The sequence below is a fragment of the Achromobacter sp. 1L-A-4-B-C2 genome (assembly GCF_057291955.1).
The window spans coordinates 530,771-555,891 of record NZ_JBXAWP010000003.1 but is presented as its reverse complement, the minus strand read 5'-3'; the positions used below and the strand labels follow the sequence as shown (position 1 = coordinate 555,891).

The window sequence follows — 25,121 nt, the reverse complement described above, 5'->3', positions numbered from 1 at the left end:
CGAAGGGCTTTTTTATGTGCGCCGCTGCCCTCAGCCGCCCGTCAAAACCAGCGCCGCAAGCAGCCCGCCCAGTTCCTCGCAGCGGTCAAGATCCGCCTGGGGTACGACCTTGTCCGCCAGGATTTGCTGCGCCGACTGCGCGCCCAGGTTGACGATCAGCGCGGGCGCCACCGGCTTGAGCCGCCAGCCCGTGCAGATGCGGTCGACCTGCCGCGCCGCGCCCGTGCCGTCGCTGCCCGCACTGATCGCGCACGCGTAGGGCCGGCCCTGGATGCGGTCCAGCACCGCGTAGTAGTTGCGGTCAAAGCACTCTTTCATTTCGCCGCTGAGACTGGCCAGGTTTTCGGGCGCACAGAACAAAAAGCCATGGCTGGCCAGGATGACGTCGGCGTCAACGTCGGCCGCGCGCCGCATTTCAATGTGCAGTTCGCCCGCCTGGTCCAGCTGCGTGGCCGCCGCCGCTGCGCCACGCGCTGCCGCTTCGGCCATCTGCCGTGCGGCGCCGGTGCGCGAGTGCCAGGCGATCAGCAGCTGTTTCATGCGTAGCGCCCCAGCGTGTCCTGCCGGTAATACGCCCGCAGCAGCGCGTGCCATTCGGGTAGCGCCTGATGCAAGGGGGCGGGGTCGACAAAGAAATGTTCGGAGCTGACGGCGAAGAATTCGGCCTCGTCGGTGGCCGCGTAGGGGTCCAGCGGCAGCTGGCCGTACCAGGCGTCCGCCTCTTCGCTTTCCGGGTCCACGTCGGGCGGGATGGCGGCTTCGACGGCTTCCAGCGCGGCAATGAAGCGGTCCAGGCTGTCGTCCAGCACGCGGCGCCACACCTGCGGTTTCAGGTCGGGGTGCGCGGACAGCGCCGGCATGCCGTCAGCCATGCCCGAACGCAAGTCCAGCTTGTGGGCGAATTCGTGGATGATGACGTTGAAGCCGCCGTCAGAAAACTGCGTGTCTTCCCAGGACAGCACCAGCGGGCCGCCTTCCCAGGCTTCGCCCGCGGCGTCTTCGATGAATTCGTGCACCACGCCGTCTTCATCCTGGCGCGTGCGCGGGATACGGAAGCTGGCCGGATACACGATGATTTCGTCCCAGCCTTCGTACAGCTCGGGCGACAGGTTCAGGATGGGCAGGCTGGCTTGCGCCGCGATCGACAGGCGCATGAAGTCCGAGACCTCCAGGCCCTGCGCGCCGTTGATGGTTTTACTGGCCAGCAGCCAGGCGGACCGCGCCAGCAATTGCGCGGTCTCGTCGGCGTTCAATGCCGCCAGGAACGGGTAGGCATCCAGCACCTGCCGCCACAGCTGCGGCGCGATGCGGGCTTGCATTTCGGCCACTTCCGAGGGGCGGGCGCCCCGGCCCTTGAGCCAGCGCAACATAAGCTTTGGTTCCTTGTATATGCCGGATATGGCAGGGGATTCAGCACGATCAAACGCTAGTGTAGAGTGTCGGGATATCAACCAACCCGTGCATTGCGCCAGTCATGTCCGCCCCGCCTGTTATCGACGCGCCTTCGCCTTTCGACGCTTCCTGGCGGCAGGAGGTAGGCGCGGGCCTGGACGCCGATGGCGTTGCGCTGATCGACCAGGCCGTGACCTGGGCCATCCCCCGATTTGAAGGCCAGCACGCCCTGACCGGCGAGCCGCTGGCCAGCCACGGCGCCGGCGTCGTGCGCATCCTGGCCGCGCTGCACACCGACGCCGCCACCCGCGCCGCCGCGCTGTTGGCTGCCTTGCCCACTGACTTGATGGCGCCCGCGCCCGCCTTACGCAACGACCCGGTCGCGGCGGCGTTCGGCGCCGAAGTGGCGCGGCTGGTCCAGGGCACGCGCGCGCTGCTGCGCCTGGGCGTGGTGGCACGGCAAGCCAGCGATGCCGAAGCCGAAAGCGGCTCGCAAAAAGAAATGCAGCGCAAGATGCTGCTGGCCATGGCAGCCGATCTGCGCATTGTGCTGATGCGTCTGGCCTCGCGGCTGCGCACCTTGCGCTGGCATGCCGAAAGCAAGGCTCCATGCTCTACCGATTTTGCGCGCGAGACGCTGGACCTGTACGCCCCGCTGGCCAACCGCCTGGGCATCTGGCAAATCAAATGGGAAATGGAAGACCTGTCTTTCCGCTTCCTGGAGCCGGACCGCTACAAGCAGATTGCGCGCCTGCTGGAAGAAAAGCGGGTCGAGCGCGAGGCCTTCATTGCCGGCGCCATCGACCGCCTGCAAACGGCGCTGACCAAGGCGGGCATCGATGCCGAAGTCAGCGGCCGGCCCAAGCATATCTACAGCATCTGGAACAAGATGCGCGTCAAGCGCCTGGACTTTGCCCAGATGTACGACCTGCGCGCGCTGCGCATCATCGTCGAGGACGTGCGCGCCTGCTATACGGCGCTGGGCTTGGTGCACGAGATGTGGACGCCGCTGTCCAACGAGTTCGATGACTACATCTCGCGGCCCAAGCCCAACGGCTACCGGTCGCTGCACACCGTGGTGGCCGATGACGACGGCCGGCCCTTTGAAGTGCAGATCCGCACGCGCGAAATGCACCAGTTCGCCGAATACGGCATGGCCGCGCACTGGCGCTACAAAGAAGCCGGCGCCAAGGGCGGGCAAGTGGCCGCGTCCAGCGAATACGATCGCCAATTGGCCTGGATGCGTCAGCTGCTAGCCTGGAACACCGATGTGGAAGGCGGCGGCCAGCCTGGGCAGGAGCCCGGCAAGCCCGACCCCGCCAAGGCGGAAACCGGCAAGCCCACGTCCGGCAAACCCGGGTCCAGCAAGAACCGCAACCTGGTCAAACCGCCGGCCCACACCGACGAGCGCATCTACGTGTTGACCCCGCAGGCGCGCGTGATCGAGTTGCCCGCCGGCGCCACGCCGGTGGATTTTGCCTATCACCTGCATACCGATCTGGGCCACCGCTGCCGGGGTGCACGCGTTGATGGCCAGATGGTGCCGTTGCAGACGCATTTGTCCACGGGCCAGACCGTCGAGATCATCTCCGCCAAGTCGGGCGGGCCGTCGCGCGATTGGCTCAACCCGCAGCTGGGTTTCCTAGCCAGCCCGCGGGCGCGCGCCAAGGTTCGGATGTGGTTCAACGCCATTGAATTGCAGCAGCGCATTACGCAGGGCCAGGCGCTGGTTGAAAAAGAACTGCAACGGCTGGGCAAGACGGCCGTCAACCTGGAACAACTGGCGCAGAACCTGGGCTTTGCCCGCGCCGATGACCTGTACGTGGCGGCGGCCAAGGAAGAATTCAGCCTGCGCCAGATCGACAGCGTGTTCCAGCAGCCAGCGCCGGCCACCGAACCGCAACCGGCCGCGCTGCGCCACGCCAGCGCGGGCAGCGCCGAGAAAAGCGGCAAGAGCGGCGTGTTGGTGGTGGGCGTGGGCTCGCTATTGACGCAATTGGCGCGTTGCTGCCGCCCCGCGCCGCCCGACGCCATCGCCGGCTTCGTGACGCGCGGTCGCGGCGTGTCCATCCACCGCTGCGACTGCCACAGCTACCTGGCGCTGGCCGCGCGTGAACCCGAACGCGTCATCGAGGTCGCCTGGGGCGAGACGTCGGACACCTTCTATCCCGTGGACATCAGCGTGCGCGCGCACGACCGTCCCGGCCTGTTGCGCGACCTGTCTGAAGTGTTCGCGCGCTTGCGCTTGAATGTGGTGGGCGTGAACACGCAAAGCAAGCAGTCGCTGGCCCATATGGTGTTCACGGTAGAAGTGCGCGGGGGCGAATCGCTGTCCCGCGCGCTGGACGCCCTGGCCGAGGTGGCCGGCGTGTCCTCGGCGTCGCGCCGCTAGGACGCCCCCCAAGGCCGGGCGGCCTTGGGGGGCCGTGCTTTAGTGATCCAGCTGTTCGTGCGCGCGCTCGCGCATGAAGAACGAGGCGATCAGGCCCAGCGCCACGCCGAACATCACGTAGTAGGCCGGGGCCATCGGCGAACCGGTGGTCTTGATCAGCCAGGTCACGATGAACTGGGCGAAGCCGCCGAAGATCATCACGGCCACGTTGTAGGCCAGGGACAGGCCCACGGAACGCACGCGCGCCGGGAACAATTCCGCCATCACCGTGCTGAACACGCCAAAGAAGGCCGACACGAAGATGCAGACCACGATTTGCACGGTCAGCAGGCGACCGATCGACGGCGCATCCGACAGCCAGTAGTACAGCGGATACAGCACGATCAGGTACCCGATCAGCGAACCGATCACCAGCGGGCGGCGGCCGATACGGTCGGACCAGGCGCCCATGAACGGCGTCATCAGCACCATCAGCGCGGCGCCAGCCATCTGCACCATGAAGGTGTCCTTCAGCGGCAGCTTCAGGATCTGGGTCGAATACGTGACCAGATACGTGAAGGTGATGTAGATGGACACGGTGGCGGTCACCACCAGGCCCACGCCGATCAGCGTTTCACGCGTGTGGGTCTTGACCATCTGCACCAGGCTCAGGCGTTGCACTTCACCGCGCGCGGCGGCCTGGCGGTCTTCTTCCTGCATCTGCTTGAAGACTTCGGTTTCGTCGATGTTCTTGCGGATATAGATCGCGATGGGAACAATGACCAGGCCGAAGGCAAACGGAATGCGCCAGGCCCAGGCCGCGATCTGCTCTTGCGTGAAGAACTCGGTGATCAGCGTGCCGCAGGCCGCGCCGATCAGCAGCGCCAGCATCTGGCCGGCCATTTGCCACGAGCCGTAAAAGCCGCGCTTGCCGTTGGGGGCCATTTCGATCAGCAAGGCCGTCGACGTGCCGAATTCGCCGCCCGCCGAGAAGCCCTGCAACAGGCGCGCGATCAGGATGAAGATCGGGGCCAGGATGCCGGCGGCGTGGTAGGTCGGGGCCACCGTGATCAGCGCAATCGACACGGCCATCAGCGAGGTCACCATCACCATGGCGGCCTTGCGGCCTTTCTTGTCGCCGTACATCCCCAGGATGATGCCGCCCACCGGGCGCATGAAGAAGCCCACGCCGAAGATGGCCGTGGTCATCAGGATGGCGTTCAGTTCACTGCCGGGCAGGTTGGGGTCGGTGGGGAAAAACAGCTTCGCGATAATCGGCGTCATGAACGCGAAGACCAGGAAGTCATACCATTCGAGGGCGTTGCCTATGACTGCGGCCACGATGTTGCGTGTGGGAACTGCTTTGTGCTGCACGGTTTCTCCTTGGGGGCGTAATTCAATCCGGCGACATTCTAGGCGCTTAACCGGTGAACGGTCGGCCCCACCGTCCAAGACGCGGGCGCTTCCTGGCTTTACACTTGTCGCTTTTCCCCCCAAAGAGAAGTGACATGAACGCGCGCACCTGGCTGGAAACGCTGGTGGGTTTCGATACCACCAGCCGCAATTCCAATCTTGCCCTGATCGAAACCGTCCGTGATTGGCTCAAGGGCCAGGGCGTGGACGCGTGGCTGGCGCACAACCCCGAGCGCACCAAGGCCAACCTGTTCGCCACCTTGCCGGCGCAAGACGGCAACCAGCAGGGCGGCATCGTCCTGTCGGGCCACACCGACGTGGTGCCCGTGGATGGCCAGGACTGGAGCACGGACCCGTTCAAGCTCGTTGAAAAAGACGGCCTTCTCTATGGGCGTGGCGCCTGCGACATGAAGGGTTTCATCGCCGGTTCGCTGGCGCTGGTGCCGGAATTCATGGCCATGCCGCGCAAAAAGCCGATCCACCTGGCGTTCTCGTACGACGAGGAAGTCGGTTGCGCCGGCGCGCCGTACATGCTGGCCGACCTGCACGAACGCGGCATCCGCCCCGAAGGCTGCGTGGTGGGTGAACCCACCGGCATGCAGGTGGTGGTGGCGCACAAGGGCATCAACCTGTTCCGCTGCAAGGTCCACGGCAAGGCCGCGCATTCGTCGCTGACCCCGCGCGGCTGCAACGCCATCGAATACGCCGCCCGCCTGATCTGCCGCATCCGCGACCTGGCAGACAGCTTCAAGGCCAACGGCCCGTACGACCAGTTCTACGACGTGCCGTTCTCCACGATGACCACCAACCAGATCCGGGGCGGCATCGCCGTCAACACCATCCCGGAATTGTGCGAATTCACCTACGAATTCCGCAACTTGCCGGGCATGCAACCCGACCAGATCCAGGCCGAAGTCGAGAAATACGTGCGTGATGAGCTCTTGCCGCGCATGCAGGCCGAATTTGACGGCGCTACCATCGAAATCGAGACGGGCGCTGCGGCCCCCGCGCTGGAGGCCTCCGAAGAAGCCGCCATTACCCAGCTGGTGCGGGCGCTGACCGAAGATCGCAGCACGCGCAAGGTGGCGTATGGCACCGAAGCGGGTCTGTTCCAGGGCATCGGCATCCCCACCGTGGTCTGCGGCCCGGGTCATATCGAACAGGCCCACAAGCCCAACGAATTCGTGGCCATCGACCAAATGGCGTCTTGCGAGACGTTCCTGCGTCGCCTGGGCCAGTCGCTGTAAGCGGATGGCGGGCAGGCCCGGGGACCGCTGCGCGGCCCCCGCCCCGGTCCGCCTCAGGTAAAATGACGGGTTGCAAACCGGATTTGCGGCTGGCAGTGGCCTGTCGCGATACCGGGGGAGATGCTTGGTGAAACCTTACGACTTTCCGGATGCCCAGGGCCATTTTGGTCCCTATGGCGGTGTTTTCGTGGCGGAAACGCTGATGCACGCGCTCGACGAGCTGCGCGCGTCCTATGACCATTACCGTGTCGATCCCGCCTTCCTGGAAGAGTTCAACTACGAACTCAAGCACTTTGTCGGCCGGCCCAGCCCGATCTACCACGCCCGACGCTGGTCGGAAATGGTGGGCGGCGCGCAAATCTGGTTCAAGCGTGAAGACCTGAACCACACCGGCGCACACAAGATCAACAACTGCATCGGCCAGGCATTGCTGGCCAAGCGCATGGGCAAGCCGCGCGTCATCGCCGAAACCGGCGCCGGCCAGCACGGCGTGGCAACCGCCACGGTGGCCGCGCGCTACGGCATGGAATGCGTGGTCTACATGGGCAGCGAAGACATTCATCGCCAGGCGTCTAACGTCTACCGCATGAAGCTGCTGGGCGCCACGGTGGTGCCGGTTACCTCCGGTTCGCGCACGCTGAAAGACGCGCTGAACGAAGCCATGCGCGACTGGGTCACCAACATCGAAAACACGTTCTACATCATCGGCACGGTGGCGGGTCCCGACCCCTATCCCCGCATGGTGCGTGATTTCCAGACCGTGATCGGCAACGAATGCCTGACGCAGATGCCCGAAGCCATCGGCCGCCAGCCCGACTACGTCGTGGCAGCGGTGGGCGGCGGATCCAACGCCATGGGCATCTTCCACCCCTACATCCCCTACGAAAACGTGCGCCTTATCGGTGTCGAAGCGGCGGGCGAGGGCATGGACAGCGGCAAGCACGCCGCTTCGCTGGCAGCGGGGCAGGTGGGCGTGTTGCACGGCAACCGCACCTACGTCATGCAGAACGCCGACGGCCAGGTACAGGAAACGCATTCGGTCTCGGCCGGCCTGGACTACCCCGGCGTGGGTCCCGAGCACGCGTGGCTGAAGGACTCGGCCCGTGCGGAATACGTGGGGATCACCGACGATGAGGCCCTGAAGGCGTTCCATGACTGCTGCCGTATCGAAGGCATCATGCCGGCGCTGGAATCGTCCCACGCCATCGCCCAGGCCGTGAAGATGGCCGCCACGCTGCCGCGCGACGCCGTCATTCTGGTCAATTTGTCGGGCCGTGGCGACAAAGACATGCATACCGTCGCCGAACGTGCCGGTATCGAGCTCTAACACCATGACAACTCGCATTGATCGTATCGCGGCCGCGTTCGCGCGTACCGCCGAATCCGGCCGTTCGGCCGCGCTGATTCCCTACATCGCGGCCGGCGACCCGTCGCCCGCGGCTACGGTTGCCCTGATGCATGCGCTGGTGGAAGCCGGCGCCGACATCGTCGAGCTGGGCGTACCGTTCTCCGACCCGATGGCGGACGGCCCCGTGATCCAGCGCGCCGCCGACCGCGCCATTGCGCAAGGCGTGGGTTTGGCCCGTGTGCTGGAACTGGTGGCCGAATTCCGTCAGTGCGATACCACCACGCCGGTGGTGCTGATGGGCTACGCCAACCCCATCGAACGCATGGGCCAGGCTGAATTTGCCGCCAACGCCGAACGCGCGGGTGTAGACGGCGTGCTGGTCGTGGACTATCCGCCTGAAGAGGTCATCGACTTCGCCGCCACCCTGGGCGCGCACGGCATTGCCCCCATTTTCCTGCTGGCGCCCACCTCCACCGAAGCGCGCATCCAGGCCGTCGCAAAAGTGGCGCGCGGCTATGTGTATTACGTGTCGCTCAAGGGCGTCACCGGCGCCGGGTCGCTCAATACCGAGGATGTGGCCGAACGCGTGGCCGTCATTCGCCGCCACATGGGCGACATTCCGGTTGGCGTGGGTTTCGGTATCCGCGACGCTGAAAGCGCGCAGCGCGTGGCTCGCGTGGCGGACGCCGTCGTCATCGGCAGCAAACTGATTGAAACGATGGAGCAGGCGGTGGCAAACGCCCCGGCTGCCCAGCAAACCAACGCTGCAGTCACCGCCGCCAGCGGCTGGCTGCGCACCATCCGGCTCGCGCTGGATCAAGTAAAACGAGACGACGCGTCGGCCTGAACGGCCGGACGCGCCCTCTAACGGGATGAAAAATCAATGAGCTGGATCGAAAAACTCCTGCCTCCTCGCATCAATAAAAACAGCGACAGCGGCGCCCGCCGCGTTCCCGAAGGCCTGTGGGTGAAATGCCCGTCGTGCGAATCGGTGCTGTACAGCGAAGACTTGGCGGCCAATCTGCACGTGTGCCCCAAGTGCGACCACCACATGCGTATCGGCGCTCGCGCGCGGGTCGATTCGCTGCTGGATATGGAAGGCCGGGTTGAAATTGGCCAGAACACGCGGTCCGTGGATTCGCTGAAGTTCAAGGACACGCGCAAGTATCCCGAGCGCCTGCAAGAGGCCGTCAAGCAAACCGGTGAATCCGATGCGCTGGTGGTCATGAGCGGTTCGATTCGCGGTGTGCCGGCCACCTTGGCCTGCTTTGAATTTGAATTCATGGGCGGTTCGATGGGTTCAGTGGTGGGCGAGCGCTTCGCGCGCGGCGCCCAAGCCGCCCTGGACAACAAGACGCCGTTTATCTGTGTTGCCGCATCTGGCGGCGCGCGCATGCAGGAAAGCCTGCTGTCGCTGATGCAGATGGCCAAGACCAACGCCATGTTGACCCGCCTGTCGGCGGCCGGCCTGCCGTTTATCAGCGTACTGACCGACCCCACCATGGGCGGCGTGTCGGCCAGTTTTGCGTTCATGGGCGATGTGGTCATTGCCGAGCCCAAGGCGCTGATCGGCTTTGCCGGCCCGCGCGTGATCGAGCAGACCGTGCGCGAAAAGCTGCCGGAAGGCTTCCAGCGCTCGGAGTTCCTGCTGCAAAAGGGCGCTATCGATATGGTGGTGGACCGCCGCCAGCTGCGTGAGGAAATTGCGCGTCTGCTGGCGCTGCTGACCAACCAGCCGGCGGACGTCGTTACTGCCTGACGGGTAGTCGCAACAAATAATGCCGTCGAAAGCTCTCGCTTTCGACGGCATTTTCCGTTTGAGCCGCCACCGTTTTGTGACGCTGCTTACCGGATCTCGTATCGATTGTGACGGCGCTTTTCGGAACAGTGTTTTCCACGGCAAATTTGTTGCCTTATTGCGACAAGGCTCAAGCCATCCGACCCGTATTTTGCTATGTTGCCGGTTAGACCCAAATCTTCGGAGTTACCCCATGCTGTTGACTAACAAGAAACTGCTCGCAAGCCTCGTCGGTTTGGCAATGGCAGGCGCCGCCACGGTGGCCAGCGCCCAATCGTCGGAAGGTACGCAGGGTGGCGTGAGCATGCATTACGGCATCGGCGACCATTACCAGCGCATTACCCTGAACTACGAAACGCCGTCGGTCTGGACGCATCAGTTCGGCGGCAACTGGGGTCGCCTTGACCTCACGCCCGAATTGGGCGCCTCGTACTGGTGGGCGGACGGCTCGCGTTCCCCGGGCCATGTGTGGCAGCTCAATGCTATCCCGATGTTCCGCTGGTGGACCGGCGAACGTTTCTACCTCGAAGCCGGTATCGGCGCGACGGTGTTTTCCAGCACGCGCTTCGCGGACGAAAACATCAGTACCGCCTTCCAGTTTGGCGACCACGTCGGCATGGGCTTTCTGCTGACGCCGAACAACCGCATCGGCGTGCGCTATTCGCACTTTTCGAACGCCAGCATCAAGCGCCCGAATCCCGGGCTGGATCTGGTGCAGTTGACCTACACGTACCAGTTCTAAGCCGCTTTCCGGCAAGACCATAAAACCCTCGTCACCGAGGGTTTTTTTTCGTCTGTGGATCGTGGGGGTGTTGGCGACGGACGAAAAAAAGCCCCCGTCATGCGACGGAGGCTTTTTGGCGTGCCAGCGGCTTAGTGGCGCGTTTCGACTTGAACCAGGGGTTCGTTCGACACGGTGGCAACCGGCTTGCGCTCGCGGCCAAGGCGGGTCGGCGTATGCGCGGCGGCAATGCGCAGCTGGGTCTGAGCGTGGCGGTCCGGATCGGTTTCCACCCACTTCAAGCCAGCGGCGTTGACGACGTCATGCAAGGCCTGGGCCTTGGCCGACGGCGTGGCTGCCGGTACCACGATAGGCTGCGACACGGTGGGGGCTGGGGAGGCAGCCGGGGTTGCGGCAGCCGTCGCTGCGGCACCTGGTGCTGCGGCAGCCGGTGCTGCGGCCGGGGCTTCGCGTTCGCCAACCGGAGCGGGCGCCGTCACGACGGGTTCCACCTCGGCGGCCTTCACCGGCGTTTCAGCCGGAGCTTGGGCCGGCTCAGCGGCCTGCACGGCAACCGGCTCGGTCACCGAAGCAGCCGTTTGTACGGGCTGGACCACGGGCTCGGCGGCTTGTACGGCGGCGGGCTTGGTGGCCTCGACAGGAGCGTCCACAGCGGCGGCTTGGGCCGGAGCTTCAACCGGGGCCTGTGCCGCAGCTTGGACCGGGGCTTGAGCCGCGGCTTGGGCGGGTGCTTGGGTCTGCGTTTCCACCGGAGCCTGAACCGGCGCTTGAACCGGCGCCTGAGCCGGTGCTTCGACCTTGGCGGGCTGCGCTTCGACGGCTTGTGCTTCCGTCACCTTGGTGTCGACGGCCTGCGTCTGCACCGGCGCGGCGGAAGCGGTTTCTACCGGCGCTGCCTGGGCGGCGATGCCTTCAGCTTGATCGGCGATGTCGTCGTCGGAACCGTCGTCCAGTTGCTCGTCGCTACCGGCCAGACCTGCTTCGTCCTGGCTGCGGCGGCCACGGCGGCTGCGGCGGCGGCGGCGCTTGCGCTCCGGATCGGCGGCGCCTTCAGCACCTTCGGCCAGGGGCATGCCATCGGCGGTTTGCTCGGCGGCGTCAGCGGCGTCCGTCGACGTTTCGGCGGCGGGCTTGGTGGTGTCGGGCAGGGCGGTCGCAACGGACTGCGCCAGCGCGGCCACCATGCTTTCCTGTTCGCTCATCGGCGCGTCGGATTGGCCTTCTTCGCGGCGGTTGCGGCCACGGCCACGGCGGCGGTTACGACCGGCGCCGGTATCGTCGCCATTGGCCAGTTCAGCTTGGTCGGGGCGGTTGGACGCCAAGACGGCTTGCGCCGCCTGGCCTTCGCGATCACCACGGCCTTCGCTGCGGTTGCTGCGATCGCCACGATCCTGGCGGTCACCGCGTTCGCCTTCGCCACGGCGGTTGCCACGGGCGTGGTGGCGGCTGCCTTCGCCGCCCTCGGCGCCTTCACCGCGCGATTCGCCACGGCGATTGTTGCGGTTGCGATCCGAGCCATGGCGTTCACCACGGCGTTCCTGGCCATCATGGCCGGCACGACCCTTGCCGCGACCGGAGGCGGCGCGCTTGGCGCTGTCTTCCTGGGCGGTGGGGGCAGGCTTGGCGGCTTCGGAGCCACCGGTCAGCCAGCCGACCAGGCGCTTGAACAAGCCGCCCAGGCCGCCCGTTGCGGCAGCCGGTGCGGCGGGCGCAACGGCGGGCGCGGCCGGCGTGGACGAGACCGGGGCCGGCTGCGAGGGCGTGATGCCCTTGACCAGAGCTTCCGGACGCGCCTTGATTTCGCTTTCGCGCGGTTGCCACGGCGCGTTCGTGGCGGGAGCTTCCACCAGTTCGAAACTGGTCTTCAGCTCTTCCAGGCGCGGGTCGTCATGGCGCAGGCGTTCGATGTGGTGATGCGGCGTTTCCAGATGCTTGTTCGGGATCAGCATCAGGTTGACCTTCAGGCGGGCTTCCATCTTGGTGATGTCGGCGCGCTTTTCATTCAGAAGGTAGGTGGCAACATCCACCGGCACCTGGGCGTGGACCGCCGCGGTGTTTTCCTTCATGGCTTCTTCTTGCAGCAGGCGCAGCACGTGCAGGGCGCTGGATTCCGCATCGCGGATCACGCCGGTGCCGTTGCAGCGCGGGCAGGTGATGTGCGAGCCTTCGTTCAGGGCCGGGCGCAGGCGCTGACGCGACAGTTCCATCAGGCCAAAGCGCGAAATCTTGCCCATCTGCACGCGGGCACGGTCGAAATGGAGAGCATCGCGCAGGCGCTGTTCGACGGCGCGCTGGTTCTTGCTGTCTTCCATGTCGATGAAGTCGATGACGATCAGGCCGCCCAGGTCGCGCAAGCGCAACTGGCGGGCCACTTCGTCGGCCGCTTCGGAGTTCGTGCGCAGCGCGGTTTCCTCGATGTCGGCGCCGCGCGTGGAGCGGGCCGAGTTCACGTCAACGGAAACCAGTGCTTCGGTGTGGTCGATCACGATGGCGCCGCCGGACGGCAGTTGCACCGTGCGCGAATACGCCGTTTCAATCTGGTGTTCGATCTGGAAGCGCGAGAACAGCGGGATGTCGTCGCGGTAGCGTTTGACGCGCTGGACGTTGTCCGGCATCACCACGCTCATGAAGGCGGTGGCCTGATCGGCGATCTCGTCGGTATCGATCAGGATTTCGCCGATTTCGGGCGAGAAATAATCGCGGATGGCCCGGATGACCAGGCTGGATTCCAGGTAGATCAGGATGGGCGCGGAGTTGTCGCGGGCAGCGCCGTCGATGGCGGTCCACAGCTGCAACAGGTAGGACAAGTCCCACTGGAGCTCTTCGACATTGCGGCCGATGCCGGCGGTGCGGGCAATGATGCTCATGCCCTGGGGCAGCTCAAGCTGCTCCATCGTGTCGCGCAGTTCCTGGCGATCTTCGCCCTCGACGCGGCGCGAAACGCCACCGCCACGGGGGTTGTTGGGCATCAGGACCAGGTAGCGGCCAGCCAGCGAGATGAACGTGGTCAGGGCTGCGCCCTTGTTGCCGCGTTCTTCTTTTTCGACCTGAACGATCAGTTCCTGGCCTTCGCGCAGCGCATCCTGGATGCGGGCGCTACGGACATCGACGCCTTCCTTGAAGAAGCTGCGAGCAACTTCCTTGAAGGGCAGAAAGCCGTGACGGTCTTCACCGTAGTTGACGAAGCAAGCTTCCAGGCCGGGTTCGATCCGGGTAATGACACCTTTGTAGATGTTGCCTTTGCGTTGTTCGCGGCCGGCAGTCTCGATGTCGAGGTCGATGAGTTTTTGCCCATCAACGATAGCGACGCGTAATTCTTCCTGATGCGTCGCATTGAACAGCATGCGCTTCATGAGAGGGTTTCTCCGTTGTCATGACGCGCCGATATCGGCGCGTGACCTCGGGTCACTCGGGCTGCGGCTGAAGCGGGCAAGAAATGCGGACCGTACCTGGGCGGCGCCCAGGCGTATCCGCCGCGGGTCAGGCGGGCACGTCGTGCCGTGGGGCACGGGGTTCTGTCAGCAGGAGGGTCAGCTTCACTGAATGTGGTTTGACGGAAAAATTGCTGTGAACGGCAGTTGCGGTCGGATTGGTTGCCTACACGCAGCTGGTGCTTTAAATATGCGACGATTCTTGCAGTGCTTCAGAGCCGCTTGCGGCATGCAACGGACCTGCTGGGACAGCGGGCAAAGTGAATGCCACACCACTATCCGGCAGGGCGCGGTTGCGCCGGCGACCAAGAGACCCAGGGGTTGAATCAGCAGGCAGTACAATAGCGGCCCGCGCGCTCGACGGAGTTGCGTACTTGTTTGCATCTCTACGCCAGGCGGCTAGTTCAGCCCCTTAAGGCTGTCCCGATTATATGTCGCTTTCCGCAATGCGCAAAGAAACTTCCTCCCCCATATCCCCCTCTAAAGCCGCCCCCGCCGTCCGTATGGTGGAGGTCGATGGCGAACACGCCGGCCAGCGTCTGGACAACTTCCTGATGCGCTTGTGCAAGGGCGTGCCCAAGACCCACATCTATAAGGCCATCCGTGGCGGCGAGGTGCGCGTCAACAAGGGACGCATCTCGGTCGACTATCGCATCGTGGCGGGCGACATCGTCCGCATCCCGCCCTTGCGCCTACCTGATCCGGGCAAGCCGCGTCCGGTGCCGGGCGCCGAGTTCCCCGTGGTGTTCGAAGACGACGCGCTGCTGGTGGTGGACAAACCCGCCGGCGTGGCGGTGCATGGGGGCAGCGGGGTGTCGTTCGGCGTGATCGAGCAACTGCGCGCCGCGCGGCCCGATGCCAAGTTCCTGGAACTGGTGCATCGCCTGGACCGCGAAACGTCCGGGCTGTTGATGGTGGCCAAGAAACGCAGCGCCTTGCTGGCGCTGCACGCGATGCTGCGCGAAGGCAAGGGCGACAAGCACTATCTGGCGCTGGTCCAGGGCGATTGGGTGAATGACCGCCAGCACATCAAGCTGGGCCTGTCCAAATGGACGACGCAATCCGGCGAGCGGCGCGTTAAGGTCGACCCCGACGGCCAGACCGCGCACACCATCATCACGCTCAAGCAGCGTTTCGGCGGTTACAGTCTGGTCGACGCGGAACTGCGCACCGGTCGTACGCATCAAATCCGGGTGCACCTGGCGGCCAGCGGCTTTCCCATTGTGGGTGATGACAAATACGGGCATGACGACGTGCGCGCGGAATTTTCGCGCATGGGTTTCGGTCGGATGTTCCTGCATGCTCATCAATTGACTCTGGCCCACCCGGTCACCGGCGAGCCCATGACCCTGACCGCCGAGCTGCCGCCCGCCTGCCAAAAAATACTGAAACAACTGGAGTCGGTCTGATTATGTCGTCGTATTCGCTGGTCGTTTTTGACTGGGATGGCACCCTGATGGATTCCACGCACAGCATCGTGGCCGCCATCCAGGGCGCTTGCCGGGACCTGGAATTGGCGGTGCCGTCGGCGTCCGAGGCTAGCTGGGTGATCGGTCTGTCCCTGGAAAGCGCGTTGCGTCGTGCCGTGCCGGAGCTGACGCAGGCGATGATGCCGCGCTTTCTTGAGCGCTACCGCACCCACTACCTGCTGCGCGACCCCGAACTGCGCCTGTTCGACGGCATTCCCGAACTGTTGCAGACCCTGGCCGACCAGAACGTGCGCTTGGCGGTGGCCACCGGCAAAAGCCGGGTCGGCCTGACCCGCGCGCTGGCGGCGACGGGCCTGGGTCCGCTGTTTGACGCCACGCGCACGGCGGACGAAACCTTCAGCAAGCCGCATCCCGCGATGTTGCACGAGCTCATGCAGGAGCTGGACGTGGACCCCGCTCGCGTGGTGATGGTGGGCGACACCTCGCATGATCTCCAGATGGCGGTCAATGCGGGCGTGCACGGCCTGGGCGTGACCTATGGCGCGCATACCGTGAAGGAGCTTCAGGGTTGTGCGCCGCAGGCGGTGCTCGATAGCGTGCCGCTGGTGCGTGAATGGCTGTTGCCCCGGGTATCGGCCGGCGCCTGATCCGGGAAAGATCGCACACGGGGCGCGCCGCCGCGGAATATCATGGGGCGGCGCAACGTCTATGACTTGTACCCGGCGGCTACGGCCGACGGTCGGTGAACCGGAGACCACGATGTTGATACGCAAGCCCCACGATATTGCCCCGTCCGAAATTACCGACGAAGCGGTCTGGCGTTCGCGCCGCGACCTCATGTTGCGCGCGGGGCTCACGGCCGCCGCCGTGGGGCTGCCCGGCTGGGCTGCGCGCAGCGCGTTCGCCCAAGACGCCGGCACACTGACCGGCAAGCCCAACGGGTCGCTCAGCGTCATGGACAAGCAGACATCGCTTGCCGACATCACGTCCTACAACAACTACTACGAATTCGGCGTCGACAAGGGCGACCCTGCCGCCAATGCCGGCAAGCTGAAGACGCGTCCGTGGACGGTCAGCGTCGAAGGCGAGGTGGGCAAGCCGCGCACATTCTCCATCGACGATCTGCTCAAGCTGGCGCCCATGGAAGAACGGGTCTATCGGCTGCGCTGTGTCGAAGGCTGGTCGATGGTGATTCCGTGGGTGGGCTATTCGGTGTCCGAGTTGCTCAAGCAGGTGGAACCCACCGGCAATGCCAAATACGTGGAGTTCGTCACGGCAGTGCAGCGCGAGAACATGCCCGGCGTGCGCGCCGCGATTCTGGAATGGCCCTACGTCGAGGCGTTGCGCATCGACGAGGCCATGAACCCCCTGGCCATGCTGGTGTTCGGCGTCTACGGCAAGGTGCTGCCGAACCAGAACGGCGCGCCGCTGCGCCTGGCCGTGCCCTGGAAGTATGGTTTCAAGTCGGCCAAATCGCTGGTCAAGATCCGTCTGGTGGAAAAGATGCCGGAATCTTCCTGGATCAAGGCTGCGCCCCAGGAATACGGGTTCTACGCCAACGTGAACCCGAACGTACCGCATCCGCGCTGGAGTCAGGCAACCGAGCGCCGCATCGGCGAAGACGGCCTGTTCAGCCCCAAGCGCAAGACGCTGATGTTCAACGGCTATGGCGAACAGGTGGCATCGCTTTATCAGGGCATGGACCTGAAGGCGAATTACTGAATAACGCCATGTCCGAGGTTTCCTCCCGGCGAGCCGCCGCACCGCCCGCCAAGACGCAGCTTTCCGCCAAGACTGTCGGGCGCTTCAAGCCGGTCCTGTTCCTGCTGGGCCTGGCGCCGTTCGCGCGCTGGGTGTGGCTGGGCATGGATAACGGGCTGACCGCCAACCCGGTCGAATTCCTGACTCGTTCGTCCGGTACCTGGACGCTTGTCTGCCTGCTGGTGACCCTGTCGATCACGCCGCTGCGTCGCCTGACGGGGCAGCCCGCCTTGGTGCGCGTGCGCCGCATGTGCGGCCTGTTCGCGTTTTTTTACGGCGCCATGCATTTCATGGCCTGGGTCTGGTGGGACCGAGGGCTGGACCCCGCGGCAATGTTGCAGGATATCGGCGAACGTCCCTTCATCACCGTGGGTTTCGCAGCGTTCGTGCTGATGACGGCGCTGGCGGCTACGTCCACCCAGTGGGCGATGCGCCGCCTGGGCAAACGCTGGCAGCAATTGCACCGCGCCATTTATGCGATCGGCCTGCTGGCGGTGTTGCATTACTGGTGGCACAAGGCGGGCAAGAATGACCTGACCCAGCCGGCCTTGTACGCCGCCGTGCTGGCGCTGCTGCTAGGCTGGCGCATCGTGGCGTGGTGGCGCCGCCGCGCGCGCTGACGCGCCTACAGCATCGCAAGCATGATCGCGGCGGTTTCGAGGTCTGGCTGGCCGTCGTGCAAGCTGGGCCGGTAGTGCATCTGGAATGCGGCCAGCGTATTGATCGTGGCGGCGTCCAGCTTGCCGTCCTGCCCGCAGGCGTAGCCCAGCCGTTGCAACTGCTGCTGAAACCATGCCACGTCGGGCAAGCCTTGGGCCTGCAACCGAGCCAGGTGCTGGGCCGCGCCGGCCTCGTCGTACCAGCGGCCGATACCGGCCGCCGCCAGGGCCTTCCAAGGGAACAGTGGGCCGGGATCGACCTTGCGCTGCGGCGCGATGTCGCTATGCCCCACGACGTTTTCGGGCGCTACACCGTGGCGTTGGATCAGATCGCGCAGCAGGATCGTCAGCGCCCGCACCTGACGGTCGTTGTAGGCGTGCCAGACGGGTTTGCCGTCGGCGCCTTCGGTCCAACCCGGGTTGACGATTTCGATACCGATCGACGTGCTGTTCATGGCGATATTGCCGTACCAGGAGCTGGCCCCGGCGTGCCATGCGGCACGATTTTCATCCACCAGCCGATAGGCGCGCCCGGCGTCGTTGATCAGGTAGTGCGAACTGACCTTGCCCTGCGATAGCAGCTTGAGCGAGGTGGCGTCGTCAACCGTGGTGTAGTGCAGAACGATGCTGCGTACGCGGCTGGCCTGGCCGACGGCGGTGATGGATGTGTCCAGGTCCAGGCCGGCCGGGCCACGCGCGGCGCAGCCGACTAGCACTGCCGTGGCCAGCAGGGTGGTGATAAGGCGAAACATGAGTCAGCGGGCCAGATAGAGGAAAAGCGTGGGCAGCTTGTCGAGTTGGGGTGCCGGCAGTTTTTTCCAGTCGGCCACGGTGTGCGTGACCACCCATTCGTCCGCGGTGGTGACCGAACGGGCCACGCACAGCTTGGTATCGCCTTTCAGCGCGGCCAGCAGGGTGGAGAACATGGCCGCGTTGCGATAGGGGGTTTCGATCAGCAACTGCGTCTGGTTGTGCTTGGCGGAATGCTGCTCCCAGGCTTTCAACTGCTTGGCGCGCTCGGCCGGGTCCACCGGGGCGTACCCGTGGAAGGCAAAGCGCTGCCCGTCCAGCCCACTGGCCATCAGACCCAGCAGGATGGACGACGGGCCCACCCACGGTTTGACCGTGATGCCCAGGCGGTGCGCAGCGTCCACGACTTTTGCGCCAGGGTCCGCCACGGCAGGACAGCCGGCCTCGGACACCAAGCCGATTTCGGCGCCGTGCTTGACCGGCGCCAACCAGGCGTTGATCTGCCCGACGTCAATTTTGTCCGTCAGAGTGTGAATCGTGATTTCCTGAAGCGGGCGGGTTGTGCCGATCAGTTTGAGAAAGGCGCGTGCCGTCTTGGCATTTTCGGCGATGTAGGTGTCCAGGCGTCCGGCCAGCGCACGCACGTCGGCGGGCAACCAGCGTTCGGGCGGGGCATCGCCCAGGCCCACGGGAATCAGGTGCAGGGCGCCGCTCATGCCGGCCCGCCCGGTGCGTCCAGCGGATCCAGGCCAAACTGCGCCAGCATGCGCGTCAGCGCGATCAGCGGCAGCCCGATAATGGCGGTCGGGTCATCGCTCTGGATGCTTTCCATTAGTGCAATACCCAGGCTTTCCGCCTTGGCGCTGCCTGCGGTATCGTAGGGTTCTTCGGCGCGCAGATAGGCGTCGATGGCGCGTTCTGACAGCTGGCGAAAGTGGCAACGCGTGACGATGTCGGCTTGCTCGATGCGCTGGCCGTCCGTAACCGCCAGCGCGCTATGAAATTCCACGATCTGGCCCGACAGGGCCCGCAATTGCGCCTGGGCGCGCGGGAAGTCGCCCGGTTTTCCGATAGGCTGGCCGTCGATGGTCGCCACCTGATCCGACCCGATAACGATGCTGCCCGGATGGTTCGCCGCCACGGCCATGGCCTTGGCCACCGACAGCCGCAAGGCCAGCGCGTCGGGCGTTTCGCCCGGTTGTGGCGTTTCGTCCACATCGGGAGAAACGGCGGTAAAGGGCAGGCGCAGGCGCGATAGCAATTCTTTGCGGTACGGCGAGCTGGAAGCGAGGATCAGGCTAGGCTTTGAAGGCATGCGGTATTTGACGTTAAAGCGTAAGTCGCAGTATTATCTAACGTTTTGCGGGATTTTTGCAGCGCGAAGGCGAAAGCTTTAAGCCTCTGAGGGCAGTGGCTTTGGTGCAGTGGCTTTGGTGCAGTGGCCCAGTGCCGCGGCCTGAGTGGGTGGAATCTCGCAAATGCAAAGGATTTGATCATCAAGCGCATCGATGCATTCGCATTTGCCCATAGCGGCAAGCAAGCGCAAGGCACCATACCTCTTGTGCGGTTTACGCGCGCGGTTGAAGGGTTACCCGAACAACCGCCGGGCGATGCCGGGCTTGTGACGTGGTCCGTGCGCGGTGAGATTGGCAAGTCAGGGCTGTTGCTTGGCCGGCCGCTTCTGCATGTTCACGTGCAGGCGAATCCGGTGCTGGTATGCCAACGGTGCAATGCGCCGTTCGTGTATCCGGTCGATAGCGAAGTCCTCTTGCAGCTGGTTAAGTCTGAAGCCGACCTTGACGATGGTTTTACCAACGGTGATGTTACCGACGGTCATTCCGCCGGCAGCGACGACGAAGACGAAGAAGGAAATGGTTTTGTGTCCAACCAACCCGAAAAGGTGGTGGGTTCACATCATTTTGATCTGCTGGCCCAGGTCGAAGATGAGCTCATTCTGAGCGTTCCGTATGTGCCCAAGCATGATGTATGCCCGGGCGCGCAGGCCAAAGTCAGCGAAGTTCCTGAAGAACCCGCTGTCAAGCGTCCGTCGCCGTTTGCGGTGCTGGAACAACTGAAGCACAAAGATTGAGATCAACATCGGGCCGCATCGCGTACAATGCGCCCCGTTTCTAGGAGTCATCATGGCCGTTCAACAAAACAAGAAGTCCCCCTCCAAGCGCGGTATGCACCGTTCGCACGATTTTCTGGTTGCTCCGTCGACCGCCATCGAGCCGAACACCGGTGAAACGCACCTGCGCCACCACATCAGCCCCAATGGCTTCTATCGTGGCCGCAAGGTCCTGAAGACCAAGGCCGACGAATAAGGCCCCCGGGCCGAACTCGTACTCGGACCAATTCGGCTGAACGCTGATACCTGGCACCCGTGATACGCATCGCCATAGACTGTATGGGCGGAGACTTCGGTCTGCCCGTCACGATTCCGGCTGCGATCGAGTTCGCCCGGCAATTTCCGGATACCCGGCTATTGCTGGTCGGGCTTCCCGACGCGATCGAAGCGGCGCTCTCCGAGCACCGCGACGTTGCGCGCGATCGTATGGAAATCGTGGCGGCTTCTGAAGTCGTCACCATGGACGACCCGGTCGAGGTCGCCCTGCGCCGCAAAAAAGACTCCTCCATGCGCCTGGCCGCCCAGTCCGTCAAGGACGGGCGTGCCGACGCCTGCGTTTCCGCGGGCAACACCGGCGCATGGATGGCCATTTCACGCTACGTGCTCAAGACGCTGGACGGCATTGACCGGCCCGCTATCGCCACGTCCATTCCCAACCAGACGGGCCGCGCCACCACGGTGCTGGACCTGGGGGCGAATGTGGACTGCACGGCCGAGCACCTACTGCAATTCGCCATCATGGGCGCCGCGCTGTCACAAGCCGTCGACCACCGTGAAAGCCCGACCGTGGGCTTGCTCAACATCGGCGAAGAAGTCATCAAGGGCAACGAAGTCGTCAAGGAAGCCGCCGAGCTTCTGCGCGGCAGCCCGCTGAATTTCTACGGCAACGTGGAAGGCAACGATATCTTCAAGGGCACGGTCGACGTCGTCGTCTGCGACGGCTTTGTCGGCAACGTCGTGCTCAAGTCCGTCGAAGGGCTTGCGAAGATGCTGTCCAGCATCATCCACGAAGAATTCAAACGCAATATCTTCACGTTGCTGGCCGGCGCCATCGCCAAGCCGGTGCTGAACCGTTTGCGCAACCGCGTCGACAACCGCCGCTATAACGGCGCCGCGTTGTTGGGTTTGCGCGGCGTGGTCATCAAGAGCCACGGTTCGGCGGATGTCTACGCCTACGGATTTGCGTTGCAACGAGCCCGCGAAGCCGTAGTGAGTAAACTGCTGGAGCGCACCGCTCAGACGGTCGCTCAGATTACCAAGCGCGTTCAGTCGGAAGAGGGCGCCGCAACGCCTCCCGCGAACGTGGCTGGGGACACCGCTTGATGGATACCGCAATGAAATATTCCGCGATCGCGGGCACCGGCAGCTTCTTGCCGGAACGCGTGGTTTCGAATGACGAACTGGCAGCGGAACTGGCGACGCGCGACATCGCCACGTCCGACGAATGGATCGTCGAGCGCACCGGCATCCGCCAGCGCCATCTTGCCGAGCGTGGCGTCACGACCAGCCAGCTCGCCACGGAAGCATCGCGCCGCGCGCTGGCCGATGCGGGCGTGGACGCCTCCGAGGTCGACCTCATCATCGTCGCCACCTCCACCCCCGATTTCGTGTTTCCCAGCACGGCCTGCCTCGTGCAAGCCAACCTGGGCGCCAAGGGGTCGGCGGCATTCGACGTCCAGGCCGTGTGCAGCGGCTTCGTCTACGCGCTGACCACTGCTGACAGCTTCGTGCGCGCCGGCCGCGCCCGTTGCGCGCTGGTGATCGGCGCCGAAGTGTTTTCGCGCATTCTTGACTGGAACGACCGCAGCACGTGCGTGTTGTTCGGCGACGGCGCGGGCGCCGTGGTGCTCAAGGCGTCCGACGAACCCGGCATCATGGCCGCGCAGTTGCATGCCGACGGCAGCCAGATGAAGATCCTCAGCGCTGCGGGCAACGTAGCCTATGGCGACGTCACCGGCGACCCGTTCTTGCGCATGGACGGGCAAGCGGTGTTCAAGCAGGCCGTCACCGTGCTGGACCGCTCGGCGCGCGACACCTGCGCCGAAGCCGGCATCGAGGTCGCCGACGTCGACTGGCTGATTCCTCACCAGGCCAACGTGCGCATCTTGAACTTCCTGGCGCGCAAGCTTGCCGTGCCGGTCGAGAAAGTCGTCATTACCGTTGATAGCCACGCCAACACCTCCGCGGCCAGCGTGCCGCTGGCACTGGATGCCGCGCGCCGCGATGGCCGCGTCAAGCCCGGCCAGCTCATCCTGATGCAAGGCGTGGGCGGCGGATTCACCTGGGGCTCGGTACTCGCTCGCATGTAAGTGCGCGTCCCGGCGGATGGCGCATCGCGCGCCGCCGCCGCGAGGGCACGCCTGACATCCCACACAGATACTGAATCAATCCAACCGGTCAATCATGAAAATTGCTTTTGTCTTTCCCGGCCAAGGGTCGCAAGCTGTCGGCATGCTGGATGCCTGGTCGGGCGTCGCTGCCGTCACGGATACCGTGGCGCGTGCTTCTGAAGCGCTGGGCCAGGACTTGGGCGCGTTGATCGCGCAGGGCCCGGTGGAACAGCTGAACCTGACGACGAACACGCAGCCCGCCATGTTGACGGCCGGCGTGGCGTTCTACGCTGCCTGGACCGCTGCTGGCGGTCGCAAGCCGGACGTTGTCGCCGGCCACAGCCTGGGCGAATATGCCGCGCTGACCGCCGCCGGTTCGCTGGCGCTTGAAGACGCCGTGCGCCTGGTGCGCGTGCGCGCCGACGCCATGCAGGCCGCCGTGCCGGTCGGTACCGGCGCCATGGCCGCCATCCTGGGCCTGGACGATGACGCGGTGCGCAATGCCTGCGCTGCCGCGGCCCAGGGCGAAGTGGTTGAAGCCGTCAATTTCAACGCGCCCGCGCAAGTCGTGATCGCCGGCCACAAGGCCGCTGTCGAACGCGCCTGCGAACTGGCCAAGGCCGCCGGCGCCAAACGCGCGCTGCTGCTGCCGGTGTCCGCGCCTTTCCATTCCAGCCTGCTCAAGCCCGCCGCCGACGTGTTGGCCGGCGCATTGGCGAACGCCACCGTGTCCGTGCCGCAGATTCAGGTCATCAACAACGTTGACGTGGCCTCGCCCACGGAACCCGGCGCAATCCGCGATGCGCTGGTGCGTCAGGCATGGCACCCTGTGCGCTGGGTGGAAACCCTGCGCGCCATGAAGGCGCAAGGCGTCACGCACGTTATCGAATGCGGTCCCGGCAAGGTGCTGGCCGGACTGACCAAGCGTATCGACCCCGAACTTACCGGCCTGGCCATTACCGATCCTGCTTCACTTGAAGCCGCGTTGGCCGTCGTTAACGGAAATTAAAGACATGGACAACTCGATCGAACTGCAAGGCAAGATCGCGCTGGTGACCGGCGCCACGCGCGGGATCGGCCGCGCCATTGCCCAGGAATTGGCCTCGCGCGGCGCAACCGTCGTTGGAACCGCCACCACGGAATCCGGCGCGGCCGCCATCACCGAAGCCTTGGCGCCCCTGGGCGGCCGTGGCGTGGTGCTGAACGTGACCGACGCCGAAGCCTGCGACGCGCTGATTGACGCGCTGGGCAAGGACGGCGGTGGTCCGCACATCCTCGTCAACAACGCCGGCATTACCCGCGATACGTTGGCGATGCGCATGAAAGACGACGACTGGTCGGCCGTGCTGGACACCAACCTGACCTCCGTTTTCCGCCTGTCGCGCGCCGTGATGCGCAGCATGATGAAGGCCCGCTGGGGACGCATCATCAACGTCACGTCGGTCGTCGGTTCCAGCGGAAATGCGGGCCAGGCCAACTACGCCGCCGCGAAGGCCGGCGTGTCGGGCATGTCACGTGCCCTGGCTCGTGAGTTGGGTAGCCGCAACATCACCGTGAACTGCGTCGCGCCGGGTTTCATCGACACCGACATGACGCGCGCGCTGGCCGAGAGCCAGACCACGGCGCTGCTGCAACAGATTCCGCTGGGCCGTTTGGGCTCGCCCGAAGACATCGCCCATGCGGTGGCCTTTTTGTCCGGGCCGCAAGCGGGTTACATTACCGGCACCACCCTGCACGTCAACGGCGGGATGTACATGCAATAAATCACGAATTGCGCACCAGGCGGCTCAGGCCGTCGCGCAGTTCAACCGGAAACGCCGCATACCGATATTCCTGTGCCTGCGGGCGACAGAACCAGTGCGCGGTGTTATTTTTGTCACGGCCAGGCGTTGCTTTCCTCTACGCTTGGCTATAATTCGCGGGATTTTTCCCAATTGGAGATCTGCATGGAAAGCATCGAACAGCGCGTCAAGAAGATCGTCGCTGAACAACTTGGCGTTAACGAAGCCGAGATCAAGAACGAATCCTCCTTCCTTGACGACCTCGGTGCCGATTCGCTCGACATGGTCGAACTGGTCATGGCGCTCGAAGACGAATTCGAGACCGAGATCCCCGACGAAGAGGCCGAAAAGATCACGACCGTGCAACAAGCGATTGACTACATCAATTCGCACGGTAAGCAGTAAGCTCAACCTATATCGTTCCGGTTGCCCGACATTCGGGGCCAGCCGGGAAACGGGGCGGTTTCAGGAATTTGCCGTGTGGTCCGCGTGCGGGAAGGGCGTTGTAATGCCCGACCCGCTTTCGCGCGGGCCACACGT

Annotated in this window: 24 protein-coding genes; 17 read left to right on the top strand and 7 right to left on the bottom strand. The window is 64.6% G+C overall.

The window, feature by feature from the left end:
- Positions 1-30: 30 nt before the first annotated feature.
- Together AC0Z35_RS16015 and AC0Z35_RS16010 are read right to left on the bottom strand one after the other, a co-directional pair.
- On the bottom strand, positions 31-540 hold the full coding sequence (locus AC0Z35_RS16015) for a flavodoxin family protein (RefSeq protein ID WP_120154250.1): 510 nt from the start codon (positions 538-540) through the stop codon (positions 31-33).
- Positions 537-1,370, bottom strand: coding sequence for a M90 family metallopeptidase (locus tag AC0Z35_RS16010; RefSeq protein WP_046802581.1), 834 nt, complete (start codon positions 1,368-1,370; stop codon positions 537-539). Before AC0Z35_RS16010 ends, AC0Z35_RS16015 begins: the two co-directional genes overlap by 4 nt.
- A gap of 104 nt (positions 1,371-1,474) precedes the next feature.
- On the opposite strand from AC0Z35_RS16010, the gene AC0Z35_RS16005 reads away from it, so the two are divergent.
- Positions 1,475-3,784: a RelA/SpoT family protein gene (locus AC0Z35_RS16005; protein ID WP_485132321.1), complete on the top strand. Its 2,310-nt coding sequence runs from the start codon at positions 1,475-1,477 to the stop codon at positions 3,782-3,784.
- Between the two features lie 39 nt (positions 3,785-3,823).
- Here the strand turns inward: AC0Z35_RS16005 and AC0Z35_RS16000 are convergent, their stop codons facing one another.
- Positions 3,824-5,137 (bottom strand): MFS transporter, encoded by a 1,314-nt coding sequence (locus AC0Z35_RS16000; RefSeq protein WP_104143007.1) that lies wholly within the window; start codon positions 5,135-5,137, stop codon positions 3,824-3,826.
- A 134-nt stretch (positions 5,138-5,271) separates the two neighbouring features.
- Here AC0Z35_RS16000 and argE point away from each other — a divergent pair, with 134 nt between their 5' ends.
- The 5 genes from argE to AC0Z35_RS15975 all read left to right on the top strand — a co-directional run bounded on the left by argE (position 5,272) and on the right by AC0Z35_RS15975 (position 10,311).
- Positions 5,272-6,423, top strand: coding sequence for an acetylornithine deacetylase (argE, locus tag AC0Z35_RS15995; protein WP_104143008.1), 1,152 nt, complete (start codon positions 5,272-5,274; stop codon positions 6,421-6,423).
- Between the two features lie 127 nt (positions 6,424-6,550).
- Positions 6,551-7,750, top strand: coding sequence for a tryptophan synthase subunit beta (gene trpB / locus AC0Z35_RS15990; RefSeq protein WP_104143339.1), 1,200 nt, complete (start codon positions 6,551-6,553; stop codon positions 7,748-7,750).
- A gap of 4 nt (positions 7,751-7,754) precedes the next feature.
- Positions 7,755-8,618, top strand: coding sequence for a tryptophan synthase subunit alpha (gene trpA, locus AC0Z35_RS15985; protein ID WP_485132322.1), 864 nt, complete (start codon positions 7,755-7,757; stop codon positions 8,616-8,618).
- A 36-nt stretch (positions 8,619-8,654) separates the two neighbouring features.
- A complete protein-coding gene (gene accD / locus AC0Z35_RS15980; protein WP_485132323.1) occupies positions 8,655-9,530 on the top strand; it encodes an acetyl-CoA carboxylase, carboxyltransferase subunit beta in 876 nt (291 codons plus the stop codon).
- Between the two features lie 232 nt (positions 9,531-9,762).
- The gene (locus AC0Z35_RS15975) at positions 9,763-10,311 is read left to right on the top strand and encodes an acyloxyacyl hydrolase (RefSeq protein WP_104143011.1); all 549 of its coding nucleotides are present in this window, start codon (positions 9,763-9,765) and stop codon (positions 10,309-10,311) included.
- Positions 10,312-10,442: 131 nt separating this feature from the next.
- Here AC0Z35_RS15975 and AC0Z35_RS15970 read toward each other — a convergent pair whose 3' ends face one another.
- Complete coding sequence (locus AC0Z35_RS15970; protein WP_485132324.1) at positions 10,443-13,664, bottom strand: Rne/Rng family ribonuclease; 3,222 nt, start codon at positions 13,662-13,664, stop codon at positions 10,443-10,445.
- A 524-nt stretch (positions 13,665-14,188) separates the two neighbouring features.
- Here AC0Z35_RS15970 and AC0Z35_RS15965 point away from each other — a divergent pair.
- From AC0Z35_RS15965 to msrQ, 4 genes are all read left to right on the top strand, one after another.
- Positions 14,189-15,151: an RluA family pseudouridine synthase gene (locus tag AC0Z35_RS15965; protein ID WP_185975318.1), complete on the top strand. Its 963-nt coding sequence runs from the start codon at positions 14,189-14,191 to the stop codon at positions 15,149-15,151.
- A 2-nt stretch (positions 15,152-15,153) separates the two neighbouring features.
- The gene (locus AC0Z35_RS15960) at positions 15,154-15,819 is read left to right on the top strand and encodes an HAD family hydrolase (RefSeq protein ID WP_104143016.1); all 666 of its coding nucleotides are present in this window, start codon (positions 15,154-15,156) and stop codon (positions 15,817-15,819) included.
- 112 nt (positions 15,820-15,931) lie between these two features.
- Positions 15,932-16,894 carry a protein-methionine-sulfoxide reductase catalytic subunit MsrP gene (msrP, locus tag AC0Z35_RS15955; RefSeq protein ID WP_046802591.1) on the top strand — a complete coding sequence of 321 codons (963 nt, stop codon included), beginning with the start codon at positions 15,932-15,934 and terminating at the stop codon, positions 16,892-16,894.
- Between the two features lie 8 nt (positions 16,895-16,902).
- On the top strand, positions 16,903-17,553 hold the full coding sequence (gene msrQ / locus AC0Z35_RS15950; RefSeq protein ID WP_046802592.1) for a protein-methionine-sulfoxide reductase heme-binding subunit MsrQ: 651 nt from the start codon (positions 16,903-16,905) through the stop codon (positions 17,551-17,553).
- A gap of 5 nt (positions 17,554-17,558) precedes the next feature.
- On the opposite strand, the gene AC0Z35_RS15945 is transcribed toward msrQ, so the two are convergent.
- The 3 genes from AC0Z35_RS15945 to AC0Z35_RS15935 are packed head-to-tail and all read right to left on the bottom strand — an operon-like array spanning position 17,559 to position 19,657.
- On the bottom strand, positions 17,559-18,344 hold the full coding sequence (locus AC0Z35_RS15945; RefSeq protein ID WP_485132325.1) for an N-acetylmuramoyl-L-alanine amidase: 786 nt from the start codon (positions 18,342-18,344) through the stop codon (positions 17,559-17,561).
- Positions 18,345-18,347: 3 nt separating this feature from the next.
- Positions 18,348-19,058 carry an SAM-dependent methyltransferase gene (locus AC0Z35_RS15940; protein WP_046802594.1) on the bottom strand — a complete coding sequence of 237 codons (711 nt, stop codon included), beginning with the start codon at positions 19,056-19,058 and terminating at the stop codon, positions 18,348-18,350.
- Positions 19,055-19,657: a Maf-like protein gene (locus AC0Z35_RS15935; RefSeq protein WP_046802595.1), complete on the bottom strand. Its 603-nt coding sequence runs from the start codon at positions 19,655-19,657 to the stop codon at positions 19,055-19,057. The genes AC0Z35_RS15940 and AC0Z35_RS15935 overlap by 4 nt, the downstream gene beginning before the upstream one ends.
- A gap of 174 nt (positions 19,658-19,831) precedes the next feature.
- On the opposite strand from AC0Z35_RS15935, the gene AC0Z35_RS15930 reads away from it, so the two are divergent.
- The 7 genes from AC0Z35_RS15930 to acpP all read left to right on the top strand — a co-directional run bounded on the left by AC0Z35_RS15930 (position 19,832) and on the right by acpP (position 24,986).
- Positions 19,832-20,431 carry a YceD family protein gene (locus AC0Z35_RS15930; protein ID WP_046802596.1) on the top strand — a complete coding sequence of 200 codons (600 nt, stop codon included), beginning with the start codon at positions 19,832-19,834 and terminating at the stop codon, positions 20,429-20,431.
- Positions 20,432-20,483: 52 nt separating this feature from the next.
- A complete protein-coding gene (gene rpmF / locus AC0Z35_RS15925; protein WP_006218037.1) occupies positions 20,484-20,666 on the top strand; it encodes a 50S ribosomal protein L32 in 183 nt (60 codons plus the stop codon).
- Positions 20,667-20,725: 59 nt separating this feature from the next.
- The gene (gene plsX, locus AC0Z35_RS15920; protein WP_046802597.1) at positions 20,726-21,793 is read left to right on the top strand and encodes a phosphate acyltransferase PlsX; all 1,068 of its coding nucleotides are present in this window, start codon (positions 20,726-20,728) and stop codon (positions 21,791-21,793) included.
- Positions 21,793-22,779 carry a beta-ketoacyl-ACP synthase III gene (locus tag AC0Z35_RS15915; RefSeq protein ID WP_046802598.1) on the top strand — a complete coding sequence of 329 codons (987 nt, stop codon included), beginning with the start codon at positions 21,793-21,795 and terminating at the stop codon, positions 22,777-22,779. Before plsX ends, AC0Z35_RS15915 begins: the two co-directional genes overlap by 1 nt.
- Before the next feature lie 94 nt (positions 22,780-22,873).
- Positions 22,874-23,809, top strand: coding sequence for an ACP S-malonyltransferase (gene fabD / locus AC0Z35_RS15910; RefSeq protein WP_485132326.1), 936 nt, complete (start codon positions 22,874-22,876; stop codon positions 23,807-23,809).
- A 4-nt stretch (positions 23,810-23,813) separates the two neighbouring features.
- The gene (gene fabG / locus AC0Z35_RS15905; RefSeq protein ID WP_046802600.1) at positions 23,814-24,563 is read left to right on the top strand and encodes a 3-oxoacyl-ACP reductase FabG; all 750 of its coding nucleotides are present in this window, start codon (positions 23,814-23,816) and stop codon (positions 24,561-24,563) included.
- Positions 24,564-24,746: 183 nt separating this feature from the next.
- Positions 24,747-24,986: an acyl carrier protein gene (gene acpP, locus AC0Z35_RS15900; RefSeq protein WP_003813816.1), complete on the top strand. Its 240-nt coding sequence runs from the start codon at positions 24,747-24,749 to the stop codon at positions 24,984-24,986.
- The last annotated feature ends 135 nt before the right edge of the window (positions 24,987-25,121 follow it).

Excerpts from the sequence above, each read along its gene's own strand:
- AC0Z35_RS16015 (WP_120154250.1), bottom strand. The coding sequence starts at position 540 with ATGAAACAGCTGCTGATCGCCTGGCACTCGCGCACCGGCGCCGCACGG.
- AC0Z35_RS16010 (WP_046802581.1), bottom strand. The coding sequence starts at position 1,370 with ATGTTGCGCTGGCTCAAGGGCCGGGGCGCCCGCCCCTCGGAAGTGGCC.
- AC0Z35_RS16005 (WP_485132321.1), top strand. The coding sequence starts at position 1,475 with ATGTCCGCCCCGCCTGTTATCGACGCGCCTTCGCCTTTCGACGCTTCC.
- argE (WP_104143008.1), top strand. The coding sequence starts at position 5,272 with ATGAACGCGCGCACCTGGCTGGAAACGCTGGTGGGTTTCGATACCACC.
- trpA (WP_485132322.1), top strand. The coding sequence starts at position 7,755 with ATGACAACTCGCATTGATCGTATCGCGGCCGCGTTCGCGCGTACCGCC.
- accD (WP_485132323.1), top strand. The coding sequence starts at position 8,655 with ATGAGCTGGATCGAAAAACTCCTGCCTCCTCGCATCAATAAAAACAGC.
- AC0Z35_RS15975 (WP_104143011.1), top strand. The coding sequence starts at position 9,763 with ATGCTGTTGACTAACAAGAAACTGCTCGCAAGCCTCGTCGGTTTGGCA.
- AC0Z35_RS15970 (WP_485132324.1), bottom strand. The coding sequence starts at position 13,664 with ATGAAGCGCATGCTGTTCAATGCGACGCATCAGGAAGAATTACGCGTC.
- AC0Z35_RS15965 (WP_185975318.1), top strand. The coding sequence starts at position 14,189 with ATGCGCAAAGAAACTTCCTCCCCCATATCCCCCTCTAAAGCCGCCCCC.
- AC0Z35_RS15960 (WP_104143016.1), top strand. The coding sequence starts at position 15,154 with ATGTCGTCGTATTCGCTGGTCGTTTTTGACTGGGATGGCACCCTGATG.
- msrP (WP_046802591.1), top strand. The coding sequence starts at position 15,932 with ATGTTGATACGCAAGCCCCACGATATTGCCCCGTCCGAAATTACCGAC.
- msrQ (WP_046802592.1), top strand. The coding sequence starts at position 16,903 with ATGTCCGAGGTTTCCTCCCGGCGAGCCGCCGCACCGCCCGCCAAGACG.
- AC0Z35_RS15945 (WP_485132325.1), bottom strand. The coding sequence starts at position 18,344 with ATGTTTCGCCTTATCACCACCCTGCTGGCCACGGCAGTGCTAGTCGGC.
- AC0Z35_RS15940 (WP_046802594.1), bottom strand. The coding sequence starts at position 19,058 with ATGAGCGGCGCCCTGCACCTGATTCCCGTGGGCCTGGGCGATGCCCCG.
- AC0Z35_RS15935 (WP_046802595.1), bottom strand. The coding sequence starts at position 19,657 with ATGCCTTCAAAGCCTAGCCTGATCCTCGCTTCCAGCTCGCCGTACCGC.
- rpmF (WP_006218037.1), top strand. The coding sequence starts at position 20,484 with ATGGCCGTTCAACAAAACAAGAAGTCCCCCTCCAAGCGCGGTATGCAC.
- AC0Z35_RS15915 (WP_046802598.1), top strand. The coding sequence starts at position 21,793 with ATGGATACCGCAATGAAATATTCCGCGATCGCGGGCACCGGCAGCTTC.
- fabD (WP_485132326.1), top strand. The coding sequence starts at position 22,874 with ATGAAAATTGCTTTTGTCTTTCCCGGCCAAGGGTCGCAAGCTGTCGGC.
- fabG (WP_046802600.1), top strand. The coding sequence starts at position 23,814 with ATGGACAACTCGATCGAACTGCAAGGCAAGATCGCGCTGGTGACCGGC.
- acpP (WP_003813816.1), top strand. The coding sequence starts at position 24,747 with ATGGAAAGCATCGAACAGCGCGTCAAGAAGATCGTCGCTGAACAACTT.